Source organism: Alicyclobacillus acidocaldarius subsp. acidocaldarius DSM 446, assembly GCF_000024285.1.
Classification (GTDB): domain Bacteria; phylum Bacillota; class Bacilli; order Alicyclobacillales; family Alicyclobacillaceae; genus Alicyclobacillus; species Alicyclobacillus acidocaldarius.
Map to the genome: position 1 here is coordinate 2,009,486 of NC_013205.1, position 21,182 is coordinate 2,030,667.

Sequence of the window (21,182 nt, forward strand, 5' to 3'; positions counted from 1 at the left end):
GTTCTTGCGTTATGCCTGCATGATGAGGTTGAATTTGGAAGAGAATAGAGGTCGAGGCCAGGGGAGGGAAGTCCATGCACTGGTTCAAGTCGTTTACCGAGCGGTTCGGATTCACGAACCCCGTCCGCGGCCGGTATCGCCCGCGGATTCCGAACCAGCGCGATATGCCGACCTACACTGGCAAGCTGGATGACGCACTGAAATACTTCCGAAGCACGGTCGGACAGAGCGACGACTTCGTCGTGCGGATCTTCGAAATTGGCAAGGTGTCGGGCGCGCTCCTCTTTTACACCAGCATCTGCGACAAGCGCGCGGTCGAGGACACGCTGCGGGCCATTCACCGCCACCGCTTCCCGCGCCGCACGCCGCGCCCACTGCCGCAGTACCTCGTGGAGCGCGTGCTGACGGGATCGGAGACCATGTTCATGGCGAGCACCTTCGAGCTGAAGGAGGCCATTTCGGCGGGGAAGCTGGTGATGCTGCTCGACGGCCACCCTCCCGCCATCGTCATCAGCGCGAAGGCGGTGGAACACCGCGCGCCCGACCAGCCCATCCTGGAGACGTCGACCCGCGGATCGCAGGTCGCCTTCGTGGAGAACATCGACATCAATCTCGGCATGATCCGCCAGTACATGTCCACGGACACGCTGGTCATCAAGCGCTGGTCCATTGGCGTGCGCTCGCACCGCGTCGTGGCCATGGTGTACGTGCGCGACATCGCGAATCCCATTCTCGTGGAGACCGTGTCCAAGCGGCTCGAGGCCATCCACACCGACATCATCAACGGCTCCGCGGCGGTGGAGCAGCGCATCGTGGATCACCCGTGGTCCTTGTTCAGCCTCGTGCGCATGACCTCCCGCGTGGATGGGACGTGCATGGAACTCAACCAGGGCAAGGTGGCCATTGTCGTGGACGGCGATCCGACCGTGCTTCTGGCGCCGGCGACGTTCCAGGACTTCTTCCAGACCGTCGAGGACTACATGCACACCTGGTGGGAAGCGACGTTCATGCGGGTCCTCCGCGTGATCGCGTTCATCCTCGCCGTCTGGCTTCCGGCGCTGTACATCGCGTTTGTCGACTACAGCCCGGACCTTCTGCCGAAGACGATGGCGCTGCAAATCGCCCAGTCGCGGCAGGGCGTGCCGTTCCCAGCCGTGATGGAGGTCATCATCATGCAACTCGTTGTCGAGATCCTGCGCGAGGCCACGCTGCGCATGCCGAGGCAAATGGGGCAGGCCATTAGCATCGTCGGCGGTCTGGTCGTGGGCGAAGCCATCGTCCAGGCCGGCATCGTCTCCAATGTGCTCCTCATCGTGGTGGCGCTGTCCGCGGTCTCCGTGTTCGTGACGCCGAGCTATGAGTTCACCGTGATGTCGCGCCTCGGCGGATGGGTTATGATTGTCGCGGCCACGCTGCTCGGGTTCTACGGCGTCGTTCTTGCCACCATCTGGACCTTGTTTGAGATCTGCAATCTCTATTCGTTTGGCATCCCGTATGTCGATCCACTGGGAGGCGATCACGTCAAGGACGTGTTCCTCGACGGACTTGTGCGGCTTCCCATCACGGTACTGGACAGGCGCCCCGAACACCTGCATCCCGTGGATACCACGGGCGAGACGGATCTGATGGTGCCCATGCCCAACCCGCAGCTCGAGAAGTGGGAACCTGGTGGCAAGAGGCCACAACATGACGCGCGCCGCCAGAAAGCGAACTGGCGCAAGAGGAAGCGGTTGGACCTATGACGATCCGGCGCGCGCGCTGGCTGCTCGCCGCGCAGGCGGCTGCGCTCCTCTTCCTTGCGAGCGGATGCGGCGACTACCAGAAGATCAACGACCGCTCGCAGATCATCGGCATCGGCGTGGATCCGGTGCCGGACAAGCCGGACATGCTGGCCTTCACGCTTCAGGTTCCCAATCTGGAAGTCACAACGTCGCAGAGCCCAGGTCTTGGCACCGGCGGGCGCCAGGGGGGCGAGGCCGTTCCCTACAAGAACTTTTACGTCGAGGCGACCTCGGTGCAATCCGCCATCTCCCGCGCCCAGACGATGTACGACAAGGCGTTTTTTCTCGGCAATCTGGAGGCGGTCGTGTTCCAGACGGGCCTGAGCGAGCGGGATCTCACCCGCGTCACGGAACAATTGATGCGAGACGAGACCATCGACAAGCTCGCGTACGTCGTGGCGACCCGAGATTCGGCGCGGTCCGTCCTGGAGGCGAGGACCAACGCGCCTCCGGCGACCACCATTGAAGCGATGTGGTACAACGACATGCCCCAGCGAGGTTATTCGGCACCGGAAAAATTGTGGCAATTTTGGAGGGACGCTGAGCTCATCGGCCGGGAGCCACACGTCCCACTCGTGGAAGCGGCGGATGACAGCCTCCGAATCGAAGGCACGGAGCTGTATTTTGGCTATCAGCCGGTCGGATGGCTCACGCCGGACGATACCGTATTTTACAACTTTCTCACAGGTCAGGTTCGCGCCATTTCCATCTCCATCCCCGACGGGGATCGGTCGTTCGACATCCGCGTCGTCCGCACGCGGATCCATCTCCGCGAAATTCCGACGCCGCAGGGCATGGTGTTGTGCGACGACATCCACATTCGCGCCAATCTGAACTCCACGGAGACCATGGCGCAGCGCCCGCTCACGAATCGGGAGGTGGAGCGATATGAGGACGTCGTGGAGCGGTATCTGCGAGACAACTGTGTGCGAGTCCTTCGCGCGCTTCAATCCGTCCAGGCCGACACCATCGGATTTGGCTATCGTTACCTGATCCGTCACCCCGAGCGCATCTACGAGATTCGAGATCACTGGGGAGACGCGTTCGGTCGCGCGCGCATCCACGTGACCGTGACCTGCCGCATCTCGCGCGAGGGCAATCTTCTCTGAAGCAAGCAGGAGGCGAGCCAACATGAACGCGCAGAACGAGCGCCTGTACAACCTGTCGGCCTTCCAGGCCATCGCGCTCTTCTCGTCGAGCTTCCTGCCAGTGATGTTTTGGATTTACCCCACGGTGGCCGTGCACTACGCCCGGCTGGACGCGCAGTGGGCCCTCCTGGTCACCGTGCTGATTGGTGTCTTCATCAGCTGGGTGCACGGGCGGCTCAACGACCGATTTCCCAATATGACGGGGCCCGACTTCGCGTGCCTGGTGTGGGGGAGGTGGGTAGGGAAGACCCTCTCCGCGCTCTACGTCCCCGTCTATCTGCTGTTTCTGGGCGTAAGCCTGTACTTTACCACCTCGCTCATGAAGTACTTCTTCCCGCTCACCATGCGCATGTGGCTCGCCCTCGCCATGACCATCGTCGCGTGGCGGGGCGCCTGGTGCGGCGTTGAAGCCATGGGACGGGCGTCGGCCATCGTCCATCCCATGACGTTCGCGGGCATCCTGGCTTCGTTCGGCGCCATCCTGGCGAACGCCGATCAACCGCTCATTCCGCTCTCCTTCACCAGCCTGTCGCAGACGGCCTCCGGGGTCTACCACCTACTCCCCTTGTACCTCGGCATGGACCTCATCCTCATCGTCAATCCGTACTACCGGCACCGCCGCGGCAAGAGCGAATGGTATCCGGTCATCGCCGCAGCCATCGGCGGTGTGGTGGTCATGCTCGTGTTCTTTTCCATCGTCGTCAATCTTGGGTTCACGCCGACGGAGCGGCTCGCCTATCCGGTCCAGGTGGTCATTCAGCTCATTCGCCTGCGGGGGTTCCTCGTGGAGCGCCTGGGCATCGTGATCATCATCCTGTCGGTCGCCTACACGACGCTCTTCCTCGGCAATCACATCTGGGCACTCTCCACCACCATCGCGCGCATTGTGGGCGTCTCCGATCACAAGTTCCGCCCGTTCACCTTCTTCGTGGCACCGAGCATCTTCGCCATCAGCCAGATCATCGCCACGACGATGCAGGCCCGGGACATTGTCACCGTGATCCTCGCGCCGGCGAGCTGGGTGGTCGTCGCCATCATCCCCGTCTCCACGCTCCTTCTCGCGATTCTCCGAGGGATCCGCACCGACACGCGCGAGGAAATTCAGCCGGAGGGGCGCCAGCGGCGTGCCGCCCGCAGGCGAGCACGTAGCTCGCCGTGAGGGACCATTGCCATTTGTGCGTGCGTCTGTTGAAATAGACGAAAGAGCGCGCACATCCGCTCAGACTGGGGGGGCGTCCACTTGATTCGGTTGCGCGGCCACCATTTGCTTTGCCTGCTGGGCTACCGAGGAATGGGCTACTCGGAAGATTACGTTCGCAACATGACCGAGGTCTACGAGCAGCTCCGCACGGATCCGCAGACGCGCGTGTGCATCGTGGCGGGCCCGGACGACCTCTGCGACCACTTCCCCGAAGACGAGCCGTATCACTGTCAGAGCGCGTCCGTCCATCGCCGCGACGCCAAGGTGCTCTCGCGCCTCGGCCTCCGCGCGGGGCAGTGCATGCCGTGGCGCGAGATCGAGCGCCGCGTGCGCGATCGCGTCCGCCCAGAGGACATCCGGTCGCTGTGCCACACGTGCTCGTGGCGTTCGCTCGGCGTCTGCGAGGAAGGCGTGGATTTGGTGCGCAGGCGGCTGCCGCTGCCACCCGCACCTCCGCCGCCCTGACCGCTACGCATTGCTCTTTGCGGCGGGCAGTAGGACCGTGACGGTCGTCCCGCGGCCCACCTCGCTCTCAATGCGCAGATCGCCGCCGTGATCGGCCACCATGCGCTTGGAGACCATGACCCCAAGGCCTGTGCCCTGCTCCTTCGTCGTAAAAAACGGCTCGCCGATCCGCGCGAGCGCCTCTGGAGGCATGCCGCTTCCCTGATCCGCAATCTGAACGCGAGCGCGGCCGCCGTCCTCCCATACCAGGACGCGAAGGGCCCCGCCAGGTTGCATGGCCTCGATGCCATTTCGCATGAGGTTGATGAACACCTGCTTGAGCTGATTCGGATCGCCCTCCACCATCACGGACGCGGCGCGAGGCTCGTACTGAATCTCCACGCCGTGAAGCAGGGCCTGCGCGCTCATGAAGGCCACCACCTCTTGCACGAGATCGACGAGATCAAGTTGCTGAAACTGGGGGCGATCCGGCCGAGCCAGGCGCAGCAATTCGGACACGATGGCCTCCATCCTCGACACTTCGCCACGCATGATCTCGAGGTAACGCCGATTGTTCGATCGCGCCCGTTGATACATCAGATCAATGAAGCCGCGCAGCGCGGTGAGCGGGTTGCGGATCTCGTGCGCGATACCGGCCGCGAGCTGCCCCACCGCGGCGAGCTTGTCGGATCGCGCCAACAGTTCCCGTGAGGCCGCGAGCGCGAGCTCGGACTCCTTCTGCGCCGTGACGTCCTGGACCGCGCCGAACAGCACGCCGCGCCCCCCTCCGTGCTCGTGGTAGCGCCCAACGGATCGCACAAAGCGAATTTGCCCCCGCCCCGTGCGGATGCGGTATTCCAACTCATAGGTGTGGGTGTGCATGGCGCGAGAGACGGCCTGTTCCACGAGAAGCCGATCTTCCGGCACCACCGTTTCCAGAAACGCATCGTAGGTGGCCGCAAAATGTTCAGGATCCGTCTCCCAGATGTCGTACACCTCCTGAGACCAGGTGAGCCGCCGCGTCGCGACGTCCAGCTCCCAATATCCCGATCTCGCAAGCCCATACGCCAACTGCAGTCGCTGAATCGACGCTTCGAGGGCCCATTCGCGTTCCTGGCGATCCGTCACGTCGCGATGCCATGCCATGACGCCGACGAGCTCTCCGCGCCATTCGTCCGGCAACAGCACGCTTTCCATCCATCGCACGGCGCCGACCTTCTCATGTCGCCACACAAGCCGCCGGGCCATCCGGCCCGTGACCACCTCCATCCACACACTCGCCCACCGGGTCCGGTCTTCGTCGTTCATGGGCCAATTCGCAAACGACCGCCCCACGAGATCCGCCTCGCCCATCCACGGCCGAACGGACGGCGTCACATACAGACATTCCGCGTTCAATGCGTGATACGAGACCCAATCAGGGCCCTCGCGAAAGGCGCCGCCGAGCGCTTCAACGACCGCCCGCACGCGCGCGTCTAAAGAGGGAAACCGGCTGTCTTCCATCGAATCCACCTTAGCTCCGCTGCCTGAGTGCGAAAAAAGCCGAACGGGCTTTACCCGTCGGCCACACCCATCCGCCGCTCAGCATGCTCTTACCGACCGCGGCGGCGTCTTCCGCTATGTATGCCATCCGGTTGTCGATCACCGCGCCAATCGAGCCGCCCCACCTGGGCGCATCTATGCGTATCATAGCGAATTCCATCCCTCAATACAATCCTCAACAATTCCCACAAACGACCAGAGGCACGCCGACGAGCAGCGTGCCCCATCTGTGATGCGCGTATGGCCCACCTGCGCTCAAAAAGCGCGCTGATACTGAACCGGGACCTGGGGCTTCTCCCCAAGGGAAATCGCGGCGTGAATCGGCCAGTACGGATCGCGAAGGAGGCCGCGCGCGATGGCGACCAGATCCGCATCTCCGTTGGCGACGACCGACTCGGCGAGGGCAGGGTGATCGAGCATTCCCACGGCGATAACGGGAACCTGAAGCGCGTCTTTGATGCGACGCGCGTAAGGCACCTGGAAGCCCGGAAAGTTCCCGGGGCGGCGCGCGCCGGGAGGCCCTTCTCCGCCGCTTGACACGTGGATGACGTCCGCCCCCGCGTCTCGATATCGCCTGCAGATCTCGATCGCGTGATCAAGGTCGTAGCCGCCGTCCGCGTATTCAACGGCCGAGACGCGCACGAAGAGCGGCATGCCCGACGGCATCTCGGCCTTGACGGCCTGAATGACTTCGACGCCGAACAGGGCCAGATCCTCGCCATAGGCGTCCTTGCGCCGATTGGTGAGCGGCGAGTGGAACTGGTGAATGAGGTACCCGTGCGCGCCGTGAAGCTCGATCACGTCGAATCCAGCCTGCACAGCCCTGCGCGCGGCCGCGGCGAACTTCTCCACCATCTGCTTCACTTCGTCGGTCGAAAGTTCCCGCGGCGTCTTGTACTTCGGCCCGTCAAACCGGATGGGAGACGGCGCCACCGGCACGGGCGCATCCTCCGCCTTCCGGCCGGCGTGCGCAATCTGGATGCCGATCTTCGCCCCGTGCGCATGACACGCGTCGACAATGCGCTGAAAGGGCGGGATGTGATCGTCCGACCATAGGCCGAGATCGTAATCCGTGATGCGCCCGTCCGGCTCCACGTCGGTCATCTCGACGATGATGAGTCCGACGCCGCCCACAGCTCGGCTCGTGTAGTGCGTGAAATGCCAGTCGTTCGGCTTGCCGTCCTTGGCCGTCACGGAGTACTGGCACATGGGCGCCATCACAATGCGATTCTTCAGCTCGAGGTTCCGAATGGAATACGGCGTGAACAGGTGAGCCATGTGGCCTGTGCTCCCTTCGGCAGCGCGCGGAGGCCCTGGAGAGGCCAACCGCTTTTTCTTGGTTAAGAACTATTCTTTTTATAGCATATGGCGAGCAGGCGGGCAAAACGGCCCCTCCCGGGCTCTGCAGAACGGCTCTGGGGCAGGCGCACTTCGACCTCCGTCCCTGTGCCGTGCGAGCCAGGGCTGAAGATGCGGATCTGCCCCCCGTGGGCCTCGGCAATCCACTTCGCGATGGACAGGCCGAGACCCGCCCCGCGCGTGGTGCGGGACGGATCGGCCTGATAAAACCGGTCGAACACGCGAGGCAGATGTTCTGGAGGAATCCCCCGGCCCGTGTCCCTGACGGCGAGAACCGCGGCGCTGCCGGATGCGTGGGCGTCTATCTCCACCCAACCGCCAGCGGGCGTGAACGCGATGGCGTTGTCGACCAAGATGCTGAGGAGCTCGAGAAGCCGATCCGGATCCGCGACAATGGGCGTCTCGGCAGCCGACACGCGGAGCTGGACGCCCTTCTCTTCGGCGAGCGGCGCGAACCTGAGCGCGGCCTCCCGCGCGATGGTGGCGAGATCGACCGGCCTAAGCCGCAGCACCGCCTCGCCCTCGTCGGCCTTGGCGAGCGTGAGCAGGTCGTTCACCAGCCTCTGCAGCCGGCTCGTCTCTCGGGCGAGCGAGGCGATGACCTCGCTCATATCCAAGATGGTCTCCCCCGGATGGCGAAACATGCGGTCGATTTGCAGCCGCATGACGGCGAGCGGCGTGCGAAGCTCATGCGACGCGTGGGCGACGAACCTCCGCTGTTCTTCGAAGCTTCGGCGAATGGGGCGAAGCGCGCGGGAGGCGAGCGCGAAGCCCACGCCAGCAGACGCCACGGCGAAAAAACCAGCCGAGACACTGAGGATGGTCAAAAGCTCGCGCAAGAAGGCGACATCCTGAGCCCTGTTGTAGAGGATGACGGCGGCATTCGCCGACGCATCGCCGATTCGAACTGGCCGAGGCAGTTCCACTTTCATCCCCAGATACGGCACGCCCGCGACGCTCACCCCGCGGGGCCGCGCGCCGAGCCCGTCCCTGGCCACGATGGAAGCTTCGGACGCCGTGAGGCTTCCGGCCGGCGTCTGCAACACGACCCGCGTTCCCGAGAGCAGCACGTACACGAGGTGTTGTTCACGGGTCTCATCCACCTCCGCGAGCAATCGATCTCCGTCAGGCCCCGGGCCGGACGAATGGCCTCGGTGAAGCGGCGAAGCCTCGCCGTCGTCGCGATCGCCCGGCAGGATCTGTTCGTCACGGCACGCGCGCAGGTTGGCCGCGGCAGTGCTCATCGTGGCGATCTCGTCCGCGCGCACGCGGTGGTCGGTGAACGCGTAGACGACGGCGCTGAACAGCAGGAGAATGCCCGCGAATACGACCGTATAGAGGAGCACGAGGCGCAACGCAGTCTTTCGAAACACTCACGGATCACTCCACATGTATCCGACGTTGCGGACCGTGCGAATGGCGGTATCGTAGCCGAACGGCTGAAGCTTCTTTCGCAGGTAATGGACGTACAGGTCCACGGTCGTGTCCATCACGTCGGAATCGATTCCCCATACGCGATTGAAGATCCGTTCGCGCATGAGAATCTGTCCGCGGTGGCTGAGCAGGTATTCGAGCAGATCGAATTCCTTGTCGCTGAGCTTGATGGGCTCATTTCCAAACGCCGCACGTCGGGCGAGCGGATCCAAGACGAGGAGACCTGACCGCAGCGTCATGTCCGTCCCCAATTCCCGGTTGCGGCGCAACAGGGCGCGCAGCCGGGCAAGAAACTCCTCGGTGGCGAACGGCTTCGGCAGGTAGTCATCCCCGCCGGCGTTGAGCCCCTGAACGCGGTGATCGACGTCGCCCAGGGCCGTGAGGAATAGAACGGGCACGTGCACGCGCTTGTCCCTCAAGGTGCGGACGAGATCGTAACCCGACAGGCCGGGCAGCATGACGTCGACCACGAGCGCGTCGTACACCGCGGTCTCCGCGAGGTAAAGACCCTCCTCGCCGTCATGCGCCACATCGACCTGGAACGACTCCTCTCGTAGGAGTTCCGCGAGTGCATCACTCAGGCCCCGGTCGTCTTCAACGAGGAGAATGCGCATAGCTCCCTCCAATCAGATGTCGCTCGGTGAAACGTCCCACATGAAGATACAAGGTGTAGCTTGAAATCCGCTTGGAAGCGCGCCGTTCCAATCCCTTTTTGAAGTCGGTCCGGCATGATGCTGAGTTGGACGTGAAACGGAGGGGCATAGGTTGTCGGGGCTCGAGCATCTACTCCCAAGCACGATTCATCCCATGGTGGTGCATTTCACCATCGCCGTCGCGTATCTCGCCGGGGCCGCAGGGCTCGTGGGCGCCGTGCGCCAGACGTCGTTTTGGTCCCGCGCCTTCCTGTACCTTCTCCTGCTCGGCATCCTGGCCACGGCGTCGGCGGCCGTCGCCGGCGTCGTGAGCGAGTCCTATCTATCGAGGATTCCCGAGCAGGTCGCGCCGATGCTGCACACGCACAAGGAGGACGGGTTGTGGACGGGTGTCTTCCAGGTGGTGGCTGCGGCCCTTCAGCTCGCACTAGGAACGAGGCGCGATCGCGTCTCATGGCTCGCGGCGGCTTCCGCGATCCTCGCCTGCGTCTTCGTCACGTTGGCGGGCCACCTCGGTGGCACGATGGTGTACCAATACGGGCTCGGAGTCAAGGCCTGACGGCCTAGCCCGGGCCCGTCTTCGTTCCTGGGACTTATCCAACTGGGATTCATCATACATCGAAGCCGCTCGCCGGATCGGCTTGGGTAGGTGCATTCCGCTGGCCTGCGCGCCGGGCCTCCCAGGAGCGGGTGGCCGCGGAGACCACGAGCGTCACGAGGAAGTTGGCGACGAGCGCGATGAACCCGCTGTTCAGTCCGGCGACGATGGCATGATCCGTGAGCGCGAAATACGCCACCAGTGTCGTAATCGCGCGACAAACACGACTATAGAATCGATGGTATTCGGTACATCGCCGTGAATTCCTCCAAACGCGAAACGGCCTGCGTTCATCCGAACGCAGGCCGCAGCAGGGCGTATAGGTATTGTCGATGGCCGGGAAGCCTGGGCGCGCCGCGCAGCATGATGACCGAGGAAGACTGGTCCTCAAAGCCGAGCTTGCGCAGCCGATGCAGGAAGGAAGCCCGTTCGGCCGGCACATCCATCACGACGGGCCCCTCCACATCTTCCGCCAACAGGTGCATGAGGTTCAGCGCCATGATGTCGTTTTGCGCCACGATGGGCCCCACCCTCATCCCGGTTTCCGACGGGAGCGCCACGCCCATGCCCTGGGCTTTCCCAGCCTCGTCCCGAACCGCGATGACCTTGTCCGCCGCGCGAACCACGCGCCCAAAAAGTTCCGAGCGGTCGGCTCCGAAGGCGTGCCGATCCAGGCGACACGCATCGTCGAGCCACGCGTCGCCCTGCCCTTCCGCCGAAAGCGGCTCCTGTGGCAGATGCGGGACGAGCACCCGATCCGCCTCTAGGCGCACGATCTCGCCCACGGCGCGGAAACCGAACCGAACGTAGAGCGGCGCGAGTTCCTTTCGGGCCACCAGCCCAACAGGCACGTCCCCCGCCTCCACCTCAAGGTGGCGCAGGACGTGATCGACCAGTTTGCTGCCGATTCCCCTGCGCTGGAGATGGGGCAAAATCGCCACGTTCCCGAGCCACGCAAGGTTTTCGCCGTATCGATACACGCTTGCGACGCCCGCGAGTTGCCCATCCACGTACGCGCCCCACGCCTCGCCAGCGGCGAAGAAGAGGTCGATCTCGGCGGGAACAAACCGCCAGCCCACCGATTCCACCACGTTCACCCACGCGGCGCGTTCCGCCTCACCCAGGCGAGAAATCACCCATTCCGTTGCCATGCGTGCCTCCTGTGCGCCTGTCCGGCGCCATGTGCGATGGTCATACGAAAACATCACCCCAAGTGGGTGATGTCCGCTTCGCGACGATATGTACGCGAAGAAGCAAGCCTGTAAGCCGAGTTCTGTCCTCCTGTGCTGCAAGCGGCGTGACGCCTCGCACATGTGGAGTGGCAATCATCTATCTAGGCCGACTGTTGCCAGCCGGCTCCAGCGACCAACCCGGGCGCGCGGCGGGCCACCGCATCTGCGCCCCTACTTGGTCTTGCTCCGGGTGGGGTTTACCTAGCCAGCCCGTCTCCGGACTGCTGGTGCGCTCTTACCGCACCGTTGCACCCTTGCCTGTGCTCGTATGAGCCATCGGCGGTCTGCATTTCTGTGGCACTTTCCCTGAGATCGCTCTCGCCGGACGTTATCCGGCACCCTGCCCTGTGGAGCTCGGACTTTCCTCCCGTGCAGCCTCGCGGCTCGCACCGGCGATTGCCCGGCTTACTTCTTCGCATCAGCATGGAGAGTATACTCGGAATTCGCCTGTCATGCAATGGAGGATTTCGGCGATCTCGCCCTGCCCCTGGATGCATCGCTGCCCATTCTTTGCTATGGTAGAGACGGGGCCAAGTTGTGCGCTTCAGATGAGACACCATTTCAAGTCCCAGGAGCTTGAAAGGAGTGGATCATCTTGTCGACGCGAAGCCCTGGCGTCACCGTTCTTCACCTGGACGAAAGCCTGTCCGTTCAGTCGCTCCCACTCCCGCCAGAGCACGAAGTCGTACAACTGGACGACATCCCGGGAACGCACGGCATGTGCGATCCGTTTGCCGCGCGCGCCATCGAGCGGCGCCTAGAGCGGCGGACCTATCGCGGTGTGACGCTGATCGGCAGTGGCACGCACCACTATGTCACATACTTCCTTCTTCGCGAATGCCGAGAGCCGTTCTCGCTCGTGCTGTTCGACCACCACACCGACTGCGCGTCCGAACCGCCACTTCTGTCCTGCGGAAACTGGGTCAGGCGTGCGCTCTTTCGAATCCAAAAACTCCGCCGAGTCGTCATCGTGGGCGCCCGCGACGCACGCGACTTGCGCGATCTCGGCCGACGCCATGGCGACGTCACCCTCGTCGACGAACGTGAGCTCTCGCGGCTGTCGGCGCCGCGGAAGCTTGCCGAACGGGTGCTGGAAGCCGCAGGCCGTTATCCGGTCTACATCAGCATCGATAAAGACGTCCTGGACCCGGCCGACGCGGCCACCGACTGGGATGGAGGCAGCATGCGCCTCAGGACGCTTCTGTACGCGCTCGTCGCCCTTCGGCGTCATCGGCGCATCCTGGGCGTCGACCTGTGCGGCGAGTGGCCCGTCTCGCCCATCGGCGTGGTGAGCGCCCGATCCCTTCGGGAGATCCGAAAAAACGAGGTCGCCAACCGCGCCATTCTCCGCGCCCTGCGATCCGGCTGATCCCTCACACGAAGCGCCACGGATCGATGCCTTCGACGTCGACGCGGACCTGCACCGCCGAACCCAGCGCATCGCGCAGCCTCCGGGCCACTCCTTCGCAAACCGGCGCCTCGAGCGCCGCGTGCGGCACGTCGACAATGGCGAGCCCGTCGTGCACGGCGTCCGCCGCCTGATGGTGCGACACGTCCGCGGTGACGAGGACATCGGCGCCGTGCGCCAAGGCGTGTGGAATCCATCCACTTCCAGAACCCCCGAGCACGGCGACCTTCTGCACGCGCGCCCGCGGATGGCCAGCGTACCGAAGGTGAGGCAGGTGAAAGGCGCGCCTCACCTGATCCACAAAGGCCTCGAGCTCCATCGGTTCGGCTAGCGTCCCCACGCGCCCGATTCCGAACGGGCGGCCCGGGACCGCGAGCGGATACACGTCGTACGCCACCTCCTCGTACGGGTGCACCGCCAGCATGTTCGCCACGATGCGGCCGAGATCGCCTTCATAGGCGATGGTCTCGAGCCGCACCTCATCCACGAGCTCGAGCTTGCCCTCCTCCCCGATGTACGGGTTGGTGCCGGGCCCCGGCTTGAACGATCCCGTCCCCGGCGAGCCGAAGGTGCAGTGGGAATACCCGCCGATGTGGCCCGCCCCTGCGTCGCCGAGCGCCTGGCGAACCGTGTCCACATGCGACATCGGCACGAACACGACCAGTTTGACCAGCTTATCGCGCCCCGTGACCTCGAGCAGTTCCGGATGGAGGAGGCCCAGCCTCTCGGCGATCACGTCGTTCACGCCACCGGGGGCGCAGTCGAGATTGGTGTGTGCCGCAAAGAACGCGATTTGGCGCGCGACGAGCTTCGCGACCATGGCCTGGCGCGGCTTGTCCCAGCGAATTTCGGACAGCGGGCGAAAGAGAAGCGCATGGTGCGCGACGATCATATCCGCCCCCCATGCGACGGCGCGATCCGCCACCGATGGCGTCACCTCGAGCGTCACCACGAGCTTCTCGACGGGCCGGCCGGGATCGCCCAGTTGAAGCCCAATGCGGTCCCCCTCCATCGCCATGTGCGGCGGCGCGATGACATCCATGGCCCGCATGACGTCGGCAACCGTCACCTTCATGTGCCATCCTCCTCCCACATGTCCATCAGTGTGCTCCAGATCTTTTGCCGCCTGGCGAGCATCTCGAGCTGAGCCGCGTGCGACGCGGGGTTTCCCGCACGCTCGACGCGCGCCATGGCCCGCCGCGTCCGGCTGCTCTCGTCTTCGATCCGGCGGCGAAGGCAGTGGTTGTTCGTTCGACACAGGAGCGGCCCGACCATCCAGAGCGCCTCCCACGCTTCGTCCGGCCTGAGGCCGCGATCGCACAGCGCCGCAAGTGCGACTGCGTAGGCAGGATCCGGCCCGCCCCGGTATTCCGCGCCGATGATCTCGTACGGCTTGTCCGCTTCGCAGACCGCCACCTCCGCGGCGAGATGAAACCCAAGGCGATACAGCGTCTGCCGCAAGACGTGGCCACCCCCCATCGGCTGGAACACCAGCCGGCGCGCCGAACGGGCGACATCTTCGCGCCGTTCGATCATGTCCGCCTGCGCACGCCCGCCGAGCCCCGCCGACACAATCACGTCGGCTTCGCCGACTTGAAGCGGCTCGAGGCCGTCCCCAAGGCGAAGGGATACGCGCGGGAGAAGCCCACGGGCGGCCAGATGAGCCCGGGCGCGGGACAGCGGCCCTTCGCGCACGTCCGTCGCGATGGCACGATGGACCATGCCCGCTTCCAGAGCGAACAGAGGCAAATAAGCGTGGTCGGTGCCGATATCGGCAAGGGTTTCACACGGGAGCGCCAGCTGCGCCACGGCTCTGAGGCGCGGGCCCAAATCCATGGCCATCGTCCCTCTCCGTCATTGAAACTACGCTTTCCAAAACGGGGCCTGTCTTCCCCGCAACATGTATTCGATGTGCGCAAACACCTCGCGCACGGCCGCGCGAAACTCCCCCTTGGTGGATGCGGCGCCGCAGCCGGTCGCCTCCATGCCCATCATGCGGGCGACGGCGAGCGCCCGAGGGAGATGATAGTCCGACGTGATGATGACCGCCGTCCGGTACCCTCGGTCGCGCATGATGGCGCTGCTGTGGTACAAGTTCTCCCACGTGTTGGTGGACATCCTCTCTTCGTGCACCGCATCGGAGGGGATGCCGTTCATGACGAGGAAGCGCTTCATGCTCCGCGCCTCGGAAACGGTCTCGTTCTCCCCCTGACCGCCACTGACGATGATGGCTCGGATATAGCCCTGGCGATAGAGCGCGATGGCGGCTCGAAGCCTGGCCACAAGCGGGTGGCTCGGCTCATAGCCGTCCGTGTACGCGCCGAGCACCACGCCCACATCGCTCTTCTGCGGCCGATGGGACCGTCCTTCGTGTTTCAGCCGCACGGCAAACCGAAGCAGAAACGCGAGCGACCCCAGGGCCGCCACCCCACACGCCAACAGGCACATCCACAACCAGGCCAAGTTGTCCCCACCGCCTCATCGCCATCTCCTCTTCCACGATACGCGGGTGAAGATGGCGGTAGACCGGCGGCGAGGGTGACCATCCGGGCCAGAGGGAGCACCTTCGACGCGCAGGAACGAAATCAGGCCGCCACGCCCCATCACGAGACGAGCAGCCTGTACGACGCGCGGAGTGGCGCTCCTCACTCGAGGAAGTCCTTGAGCCGCTTGCTTCGGCTCGGATGGCGCAGCTTGCGCAGCGCCTTCGCCTCAATTTGGCGGATCCGTTCCCGCGTCACCCCGAACACCTTCCCGACTTCTTCGAGGGTGCGCGTGCGGCCGTCATCCAGTCCGAAGCGCAACCGCAGCACGTTTTCCTCGCGCTCCGTGAGCGTGTCCAGCACGTCCTCCAACTGCTCCTTCAAGAGCTCGTAAGCCGCCGCGTCGGCGGGAGCGGGCGCCTCGTCGTCCGGGATGAAATCGCCGAGGTGCGAGTCGTCCTCCTCGCCAATGGGCGTCTCCAGCGACACAGGTTCCTGTGCGATCTTCTGAATCTCGCGCACCTTCTCCGGCGTCAGGTCCATCTCGGCGGCAATCTCCTCCGGCGTGGGCTCACGCCCCAATTCCTGGAGCAGCTGCCGGGACACGCGGATCAGCTTGTTGATGGTCTCCACCATGTGCACCGGAATGCGGATGGTCCGCGCCTGATCGGCGATGGCCCGCGTGATGGCCTGCCGGATCCACCACGTCGCGTACGTGCTGAACTTGTAACCCTTCCGGTAGTCAAACTTCTCGACCGCCTTGAGCAACCCGAGGTTGCCCTCCTGGATCAGGTCGAGAAACAGCATACCGCGTCCGACGTATCGCTTCGCGATGCTGACGACAAGGCGCAGGTTGGCCTCCGCCAAGCGCTGCTTCGCCTCTTCGTCTCCCTGCTCAATGCGCTTCGCGAGCTCAATCTCCTCTTGGGCCGACAAGAGCGGCACGCGCCCAATCTCCTTCAGGTACATCCGGACCGGATCGGAAATCTTGACGCCGGGCGGAACGGAGAGATCGTCGAGATCGTAATCGTCGTCCTCGCGGCCGCCCTCTTCGTCCCGCTCGTTCACGACGTCGATCCCGAGTTCCGCTAACTGTTCAAAGAAATCGTCCATCGCGTCGGCGTCCATGTCGAACGAGCTGAGCCGATCCGAGATCTCCTCATATGTCAACGAGCCTTGCTTTTTGCCCAGTTCGATCAATTGCTGCTTGGCTTCTTGAAGGGTGATACCCTGATCCTCGTCGCGAATTTCGTCATTCGTCTTCGCCATGTTCCCCGCCTCCTTTACCCCATTCGGCGCAACCCGTCATTCGGCGTGGAGCGCGCGGGGCTGCTTCATGGTTGCCATCTGGCTCTGAATCCACTCCACTTGCAGCTTGATCTCTCTACTCTTCTCTTGGTCGCCAGCCGCCTCGGCCTCGTTCCACGCGCGCACCTTTTCCTTCAGCTCCTGTTCCAACCTGAAGAGCTCGAGCGCCCTCAGGTAATCCTCCACGAGCTCCACCGTGATCTCGGGAGGTTCATCAAACAGGAGCGAAGAAGCCAGGCGAACCAACTCCTCATCCTCGAGGCGATCGATGAACGCCGATGGCGGTTGTCCCGGCTGCTCGAGCCGCCAGGAATACACGTGCGACAAAAGCGCCGTGTGCAGCGGATGGGCGAGCTCGGTGACACCCTTTTCCATCAGGTACTCTGCCGCCTCCTGGCTGAACAACGCAGCTTGGAGGATGCGAAGGCTCACCTGATCCTTTCCCTTGGCGGCGCGCGGCGAGTTCACCCACGGCGTGACCTCTTCTCTCGGAGGAGAACGACGCCTTAATGGTTTCGCGAAACCGCGCATCTCCTCCTTCAACGTTTCGACAGAGAGGTTAAATTCCTGTGACAAATTTCGCAACTGATATTCCTGCTCCACCGGGCTCGCTCGCTCCGCGAGCAACCGCAGCACCTGGCGCAAGAACTCGGTTCGGCCGGCGGGGCTCACCCATTCCGCTCGAGCGCGCATGTCCTCGATCAAGAACTGAACCGCGGTCCACGTCGATTCGGACAGCATGCGTTCGAACGCCCGCGCGCCGTGCGCCCGGATGTATTCGTCCGGATCCATGCCGTCCGGCAGCCGCAGCACCACAGGCGTGACGCCCGCCTGCTCGAGGACCTCGATGGCGCGGACCGTCGCCTTGCGCCCGGCCTCATCGCCGTCGTACGCGATCACGACCTTGTCGCAGTCGGCCTTTAACAACTGGGCCTGTTCTTCCGTCAGACTGGTGCCGAGCGTCGCAACCGCGCACTCGATGCCCGCCTGCGCAACCGCCAGGACATCCATGTAGCCTTCGAGCAACAGCGCCCTCCGCTCCCGGCGAATCGCTTTTCGAGCGCGATGAACATTGAAGAGCATCCTGCCCTTGTGAAACAGTTCATACTCAGGCGAATTCAGGTACTTGGGCTTGGCATCGTCATCGAGCGCCCGCGCGCCGAAGGCGACGACCTGTCCTCGCCGATCCGCGATGGGAATGATCACGCGGCCGCGGAACCGATCCACCAATTCGCCGCCGAGATCGACCGCAAGCCCACAGGCGATGAGCTCCTCGGCCGAAAAGCCCTTCTGTTGAAGAAACGACATCATGGCCCGGCCGGACGGGGGCGCGTAGCCCAATTGGAAGGTCGCCATGGTCGTGCGTGAAATTCCGCGCGAAAGAAGATAGTGAAGGGCTTGCACTCCAGCATCTGTATTCATTAGAATGTGGTTGAACGCTTTTGCAGCCAGATCGTGCGCCTGCCGATACCGCTCGAGCCTCGGCGAGCGCGGAGCGGGCGCGTGGAGCGAATCGGGCAGAGGGATTCCGCAGCGCTCGGCGAGCAGCGTCACCGTCTCTGCAAACGAGATGCCCTCGATGTCCATGAGAAACCGGAATACGGTGCCACCAGCCCCGCATCCGAAACAATGATACACTTGGCGTTCGGGTGATACGGAGAACGAGGGCGTGCGCTCATTGTGGAATGGGCAAAGCCCGACATACGAGCGCCCTGATTTGCGCAGGGGCACGTATTCACTGATGACTTCGACGATGTCGACCTTCTGGCGCAGCGTGTCTATGAACGTCTCTGGAACGTTCATCACTGCACCCCCTATCCGGCGTCGCCCACTACCGTTTGGTCTCGGTGGTTCGCCGGTACCTACTCACGTATTCTACAAAGTAGGACACTTTCCTCCTATCCGCAAAAAGTTGTCTCTTTCTCGACACGGATCGACAAACAGGCTTCTCTCGAAGCTTGCGGCGTCCCCGGAAGCGAGCTTTGAGACATGCCTAGTATCGACGCTCCAAGTCAAATTTATCCTCTTCTCCATCCCCGAATCAGTTTATGGTTCCCGCTTGCCGCTTATGTGTCGAGATCGCCGTGACCTTCGGCAGGAGGGTCGGGAAGCGACGCCACGATCTCGTCGAGCACTTGGCGCGCACGCCCTCCCACGCCTGCGAATTCCCGAAGTTGATGTGCGAGAATGCGCGAGAGCGCATCCCGCATGGCGCCAGAAAGATCGACTCGATGAAGTTTCGCGATGTCGGCGTGAGCCAACAGGTGGAGGACGGCCGAGGTCTTGCGCGGCACCGGCCACCCTCGAACCGCATCAAGGCCCGCCAGGCTCGCGCACCTAGGACAGATGAGCCCGCCCTCGCGCGGATCGTATCGAGGCGCCTCGCCGGTTTCTACGAGCGGCGCTCCGCACCGAATGCACACGCGCCAGTCCGGCCCCACGCCGAGCCACGCGCACACCTTCAGCTCAAACGCGCGCGCGAGCACGTCCGCGGGCACTCGATCCGCCTCCAGCCCATCCAACACCGCCACAAACTGCCGGTAGGCCGCCGGGGGCGCGTCGGGCCGCTCCGGAATGGCGCGGCTGGCGAGATCGCACAAATACGCGGCGTAGGCCGCCTTGACCACGTCCTCGTGCAGGGCGCGGCGCTGGCGGGCGATCTCGGCCTGCCGCACGTCGCCCATGCCTCGCCCTTGATACAGCACGTACGTCCCTTGTGCACACAAGCGCGCGGCCGCCGACAGCCGCCCGACCGGCCTCGCGCCACCTCGCGCCATGGCCGTCACGAGCCCAGTTTCGGTCAGGAGCGTCAGGATGGCGTCGCGCTCGCCGTAGCGCACGACGCGCACCACGACGGCCTCTGTCGTCCATATCACCGTCACACTCAGCCCTTCAGCGACGCCTGGAAATGCGAATCCTGATGGAGCTCGTCTTCCTCCGCCGGTTGTTCATCGTCCGCGAGTTGTTCTGCCTGTTGACAGGCCCGATACAGGAGGTACGCGTACACATCTCCGGTGAGCTCGAATACCTTCCACGTGATATCACGCATCGGCATCGTCTCCCTTCCGCTCCGCGGACTGCATTTCCATGACTGTAGTCTGCCGTGCCGCGCCGCCCGTATACCCGGAATCCCTTGGAGGCCTTAGCCCTCGCGGTCAAAGCCGAATTGGTGCAAGAGCGCGGGCTTGTTCCGCCAGTCTCGCTTCACCTTGACCCACAGCTCCAGGTAAATTCGGTTGCCAAACAGGGCCTCCAATTCGTGCCGCGCCATTTCGCCTACGCGCTTCAACATCTGGCCCTGTTTGCCGATGAGGATGGCCTTTTGGCTCTCGCGCTCGGTGTAAATCACCGCACTCACGTAAAGCGTATCCGACGACCGCCGCTCCATGTGTTCCACCGCCACCATGACCGAGTGCGGAACTTCGTCGCGCGTCAACATGAGCACCTTTTCCCGCACGATCTCGCTGATGATGAACGACTCCGGCTGATCCGTGATCATGTCGTCCGGATAATACTTCGGCCCTTCGGGCAGCCGCTTTTCGATGATCTCGGCCAAAAGATCCACCTGCTCGCCTCTGAGCGCCGAGATCGGCACGTATTCCTCAAAGGGCCGGAGCGCCTGATACTCCTCGATGCGCTTCAGCACCAGCGCACGATCCTCCAGCGCGTCCACCTTGTTGAGCGCGAGGATCACGGGCGTCCGCACGCGTTCGAGCTGCTTCGCGATCTCCTGTTCCGTGGGATGCACGGGCGAAGACGCATCCACGACCAGGACGATCACGTCGACCTCGTTCAGCGTCTTGAGCGCGGCGTCGACCATGTACTCGCCGAGGCGGTGCTTCGGCTTGTGGATGCCCGGCGTGTCGATGAAGATCATCTGTGACGTCTCCGTCGTGCGGACGCCGCGGATGCGGTTTCTCGTAGTCTGCGGCCGGTTCGACATGATGGCGACCTTTTGGCCAACGAGCGCGTTGAGGAGCGTCGACTTGCCGACGTTCGGCCGGCCGATGAGCGCCACAAATCCAGACTTGTACGTCATTCCGTTTTCCCCTCCTTTCGAGGCCGTTTAATCTCGATTTCTGCGCGGTAAGGCCACAGCCTCACCGCCCACACGGCCGCCAGCCACGCCGTGACGAGCGCCACCGCGCCCAGGTTGTGGCGGCTCCAGAGCCAGAGGTGCCAAGGCCAGTTGGACGCGAGCAGCCATGTCGCGATGGCGAGCGCCCCGAAGGCGACGAACGTCACGGCGCCGCTCGCCACGTCCTTCGCCATGCCGGCGACTGGGTGTTCTCTCCATTCAGAGGCCACGTCCACGGCCAGCTCGATGGCCGTGTTGAACAACTCGGCAGCGAACACGCACATCGACACAAAGACCGTGATCGCCGCCTGCGGCAAACTGGGCCGCAGGCACCACTCGACGACGGCGAGGCAGGTGAACAGCCAGACGTCCCGCTTCAAATTTTTCTCGGTGTGGAAAGCGTACACCACACCGCGCAGGCTATATGCCACCGCCCGGACAAAGGGTTGGGCCCTCGGATCGGTCACCATCTGCCCGCGCCGCCCCGCGTCCTTCATGGGTTCACCGCCTCGC

21 protein-coding genes and 1 other RNA gene are annotated in these 21,182 nt (G+C 63.8%); 6 read left to right on the forward strand and 16 right to left on the reverse strand.

All coding sequences use genetic code 11. From position 1 onward, the window contains the following. Positions 1–74 precede the first annotated feature (74 nt). The 4 genes from AACI_RS09690 (at position 75) to AACI_RS09705 (ending at position 4,595) form a co-directional block, all read left to right on the forward strand. Entirely contained in the window at positions 75–1,742 is a 1,668-nt protein-coding gene (locus AACI_RS09690) for a spore germination protein (protein ID WP_041707491.1), read from the forward strand. Beyond that, positions 1,739–2,890, forward strand: coding sequence for a Ger(x)C family spore germination protein (locus AACI_RS09695; protein WP_012811251.1), 1,152 nt, complete (start codon positions 1,739–1,741; stop codon positions 2,888–2,890). The genes AACI_RS09690 and AACI_RS09695 overlap by 4 nt, the downstream gene beginning before the upstream one ends. Positions 2,891–2,912: 22 nt before the next feature. Then, a complete protein-coding gene (locus tag AACI_RS09700) occupies positions 2,913–4,088 on the forward strand; it encodes a GerAB/ArcD/ProY family transporter (protein ID WP_012811252.1) in 1,176 nt (391 codons plus the stop codon). Positions 4,089–4,169: 81 nt separating this feature from the next. Then, entirely contained in the window at positions 4,170–4,595 is a 426-nt protein-coding gene (locus tag AACI_RS09705) for a DUF1284 domain-containing protein (protein ID WP_012811253.1), read from the forward strand. A 3-nt stretch (positions 4,596–4,598) separates the two neighbouring features. Here the strand turns inward: AACI_RS09705 and AACI_RS09710 are convergent, their stop codons facing one another. The 4 genes from AACI_RS09710 to AACI_RS09730 form a co-directional block, all read right to left on the reverse strand. Next, a complete protein-coding gene (locus tag AACI_RS09710; RefSeq protein ID WP_012811254.1) occupies positions 4,599–6,077 on the reverse strand; it encodes an ATP-binding protein in 1,479 nt (492 codons plus the stop codon). A 294-nt stretch (positions 6,078–6,371) separates the two neighbouring features. Beyond that, positions 6,372–7,394: an NADH:flavin oxidoreductase/NADH oxidase gene (locus tag AACI_RS09720; RefSeq protein ID WP_012811256.1), complete on the reverse strand. Its 1,023-nt coding sequence runs from the start codon at positions 7,392–7,394 to the stop codon at positions 6,372–6,374. Between the two features lie 62 nt (positions 7,395–7,456). After that, positions 7,457–8,848, reverse strand: a complete 1,392-nt coding sequence (locus AACI_RS09725) for a sensor histidine kinase (RefSeq protein WP_012811257.1) — start codon at positions 8,846–8,848, stop codon at positions 7,457–7,459. After that, positions 8,849–9,523, reverse strand: coding sequence for a response regulator transcription factor (locus AACI_RS09730; RefSeq protein WP_012811258.1), 675 nt, complete (start codon positions 9,521–9,523; stop codon positions 8,849–8,851). 151 nt (positions 9,524–9,674) lie between these two features. Between AACI_RS09730 and AACI_RS09735 the strand changes: the two genes are divergently transcribed. Further along, positions 9,675–10,121 carry a DUF2231 domain-containing protein gene (locus AACI_RS09735; protein ID WP_012811259.1) on the forward strand — a complete coding sequence of 149 codons (447 nt, stop codon included), beginning with the start codon at positions 9,675–9,677 and terminating at the stop codon, positions 10,119–10,121. Between the two features lie 52 nt (positions 10,122–10,173). Here the strand turns inward: AACI_RS09735 and AACI_RS09740 are convergent, their stop codons facing one another. The 3 genes from AACI_RS09740 to rnpB form a co-directional block, all read right to left on the reverse strand. Continuing rightward, on the reverse strand, positions 10,174–10,359 hold the full coding sequence (locus AACI_RS09740; protein ID WP_041707494.1) for a hypothetical protein: 186 nt from the start codon (positions 10,357–10,359) through the stop codon (positions 10,174–10,176). Positions 10,360–10,450: 91 nt separating this feature from the next. Then, positions 10,451–11,311 (reverse strand): GNAT family N-acetyltransferase, encoded by an 861-nt coding sequence (locus tag AACI_RS09745; protein ID WP_012811260.1) that lies wholly within the window; start codon positions 11,309–11,311, stop codon positions 10,451–10,453. A 95-nt stretch (positions 11,312–11,406) separates the two neighbouring features. Continuing rightward, positions 11,407–11,804, reverse strand: an RNA gene (gene rnpB, locus AACI_RS15645) — RNase P RNA component class A. 183 nt (positions 11,805–11,987) lie between these two features. On the opposite strand from rnpB, the gene AACI_RS09750 reads away from it, so the two are divergent. Continuing rightward, a complete protein-coding gene (locus AACI_RS09750; RefSeq protein ID WP_012811261.1) occupies positions 11,988–12,761 on the forward strand; it encodes an arginase family protein in 774 nt (257 codons plus the stop codon). A 4-nt stretch (positions 12,762–12,765) separates the two neighbouring features. On the opposite strand, the gene AACI_RS09755 is transcribed toward AACI_RS09750, so the two are convergent. The 9 genes from AACI_RS09755 to AACI_RS09790 form a co-directional block, all read right to left on the reverse strand. Beyond that, positions 12,766–13,875 (reverse strand): Nif3-like dinuclear metal center hexameric protein, encoded by a 1,110-nt coding sequence (locus AACI_RS09755; RefSeq protein WP_012811262.1) that lies wholly within the window; start codon positions 13,873–13,875, stop codon positions 12,766–12,768. After that, on the reverse strand, positions 13,872–14,642 hold the full coding sequence (locus AACI_RS09760; protein WP_012811263.1) for a tRNA (adenine(22)-N(1))-methyltransferase: 771 nt from the start codon (positions 14,640–14,642) through the stop codon (positions 13,872–13,874). The genes AACI_RS09755 and AACI_RS09760 overlap by 4 nt, the downstream gene beginning before the upstream one ends. A 21-nt stretch (positions 14,643–14,663) precedes the next feature. Beyond that, a complete protein-coding gene (locus tag AACI_RS09765; protein WP_012811264.1) occupies positions 14,664–15,263 on the reverse strand; it encodes a YdcF family protein in 600 nt (199 codons plus the stop codon). Positions 15,264–15,445: 182 nt separating this feature from the next. Continuing rightward, positions 15,446–16,552, reverse strand: a complete 1,107-nt coding sequence (gene rpoD, locus AACI_RS09770; protein ID WP_008337108.1) for an RNA polymerase sigma factor RpoD — start codon at positions 16,550–16,552, stop codon at positions 15,446–15,448. A 36-nt stretch (positions 16,553–16,588) separates the two neighbouring features. After that, positions 16,589–18,394, reverse strand: coding sequence for a DNA primase (gene dnaG / locus AACI_RS09775; RefSeq protein ID WP_012811265.1), 1,806 nt, complete (start codon positions 18,392–18,394; stop codon positions 16,589–16,591). A gap of 263 nt (positions 18,395–18,657) precedes the next feature. Continuing rightward, positions 18,658–19,473: a DNA repair protein RecO gene (gene recO / locus AACI_RS09780; RefSeq protein WP_012811266.1), complete on the reverse strand. Its 816-nt coding sequence runs from the start codon at positions 19,471–19,473 to the stop codon at positions 18,658–18,660. A gap of 2 nt (positions 19,474–19,475) precedes the next feature. Further along, entirely contained in the window at positions 19,476–19,640 is a 165-nt protein-coding gene (locus tag AACI_RS16035; protein WP_008337113.1) for a YqzL family protein, read from the reverse strand. A gap of 93 nt (positions 19,641–19,733) precedes the next feature. Beyond that, the gene (gene era / locus AACI_RS09785; protein WP_012811267.1) at positions 19,734–20,630 is read right to left on the reverse strand and encodes a GTPase Era; all 897 of its coding nucleotides are present in this window, start codon (positions 20,628–20,630) and stop codon (positions 19,734–19,736) included. Further along, positions 20,627–21,166: a diacylglycerol kinase gene (locus AACI_RS09790; protein ID WP_012811268.1), complete on the reverse strand. Its 540-nt coding sequence runs from the start codon at positions 21,164–21,166 to the stop codon at positions 20,627–20,629. Before AACI_RS09790 ends, era begins: the two co-directional genes overlap by 4 nt. Between the last annotated feature and the right edge of the window lie 16 nt (positions 21,167–21,182).

What these genes read in the sequence shown, in the direction of transcription:
- rpoD (WP_008337108.1), bottom strand. Translation starts at nt 16,552, where the DNA reads ATGGCGAAGACGAATGACGAAATTCGCGACGAGGATCAGGGTATCACC.
- dnaG (WP_012811265.1), bottom strand. Translation starts at nt 18,394, where the DNA reads ATGAACGTTCCAGAGACGTTCATAGACACGCTGCGCCAGAAGGTCGAC.
- AACI_RS09695 (WP_012811251.1), top strand. Translation starts at nt 1,739, where the DNA reads ATGACGATCCGGCGCGCGCGCTGGCTGCTCGCCGCGCAGGCGGCTGCG.
- AACI_RS09760 (WP_012811263.1), bottom strand. Translation starts at nt 14,642, where the DNA reads ATGGCCATGGATTTGGGCCCGCGCCTCAGAGCCGTGGCGCAGCTGGCG.
- era (WP_012811267.1), bottom strand. Translation starts at nt 20,630, where the DNA reads ATGACGTACAAGTCTGGATTTGTGGCGCTCATCGGCCGGCCGAACGTC.
- AACI_RS09690 (WP_041707491.1), top strand. Translation starts at nt 75, where the DNA reads ATGCACTGGTTCAAGTCGTTTACCGAGCGGTTCGGATTCACGAACCCC.
- AACI_RS16035 (WP_008337113.1), bottom strand. Translation starts at nt 19,640, where the DNA reads ATGCGTGATATCACGTGGAAGGTATTCGAGCTCACCGGAGATGTGTAC.
- AACI_RS09745 (WP_012811260.1), bottom strand. Translation starts at nt 11,311, where the DNA reads ATGGCAACGGAATGGGTGATTTCTCGCCTGGGTGAGGCGGAACGCGCC.
- AACI_RS09730 (WP_012811258.1), bottom strand. Translation starts at nt 9,523, where the DNA reads ATGCGCATTCTCCTCGTTGAAGACGACCGGGGCCTGAGTGATGCACTC.
- AACI_RS09700 (WP_012811252.1), top strand. Translation starts at nt 2,913, where the DNA reads ATGAACGCGCAGAACGAGCGCCTGTACAACCTGTCGGCCTTCCAGGCC.
- AACI_RS09720 (WP_012811256.1), bottom strand. Translation starts at nt 7,394, where the DNA reads ATGGCTCACCTGTTCACGCCGTATTCCATTCGGAACCTCGAGCTGAAG.
- AACI_RS09710 (WP_012811254.1), bottom strand. Translation starts at nt 6,077, where the DNA reads ATGGAAGACAGCCGGTTTCCCTCTTTAGACGCGCGCGTGCGGGCGGTC.
- AACI_RS09755 (WP_012811262.1), bottom strand. Translation starts at nt 13,875, where the DNA reads ATGAAGGTGACGGTTGCCGACGTCATGCGGGCCATGGATGTCATCGCG.
- AACI_RS09790 (WP_012811268.1), bottom strand. Translation starts at nt 21,166, where the DNA reads ATGAAGGACGCGGGGCGGCGCGGGCAGATGGTGACCGATCCGAGGGCC.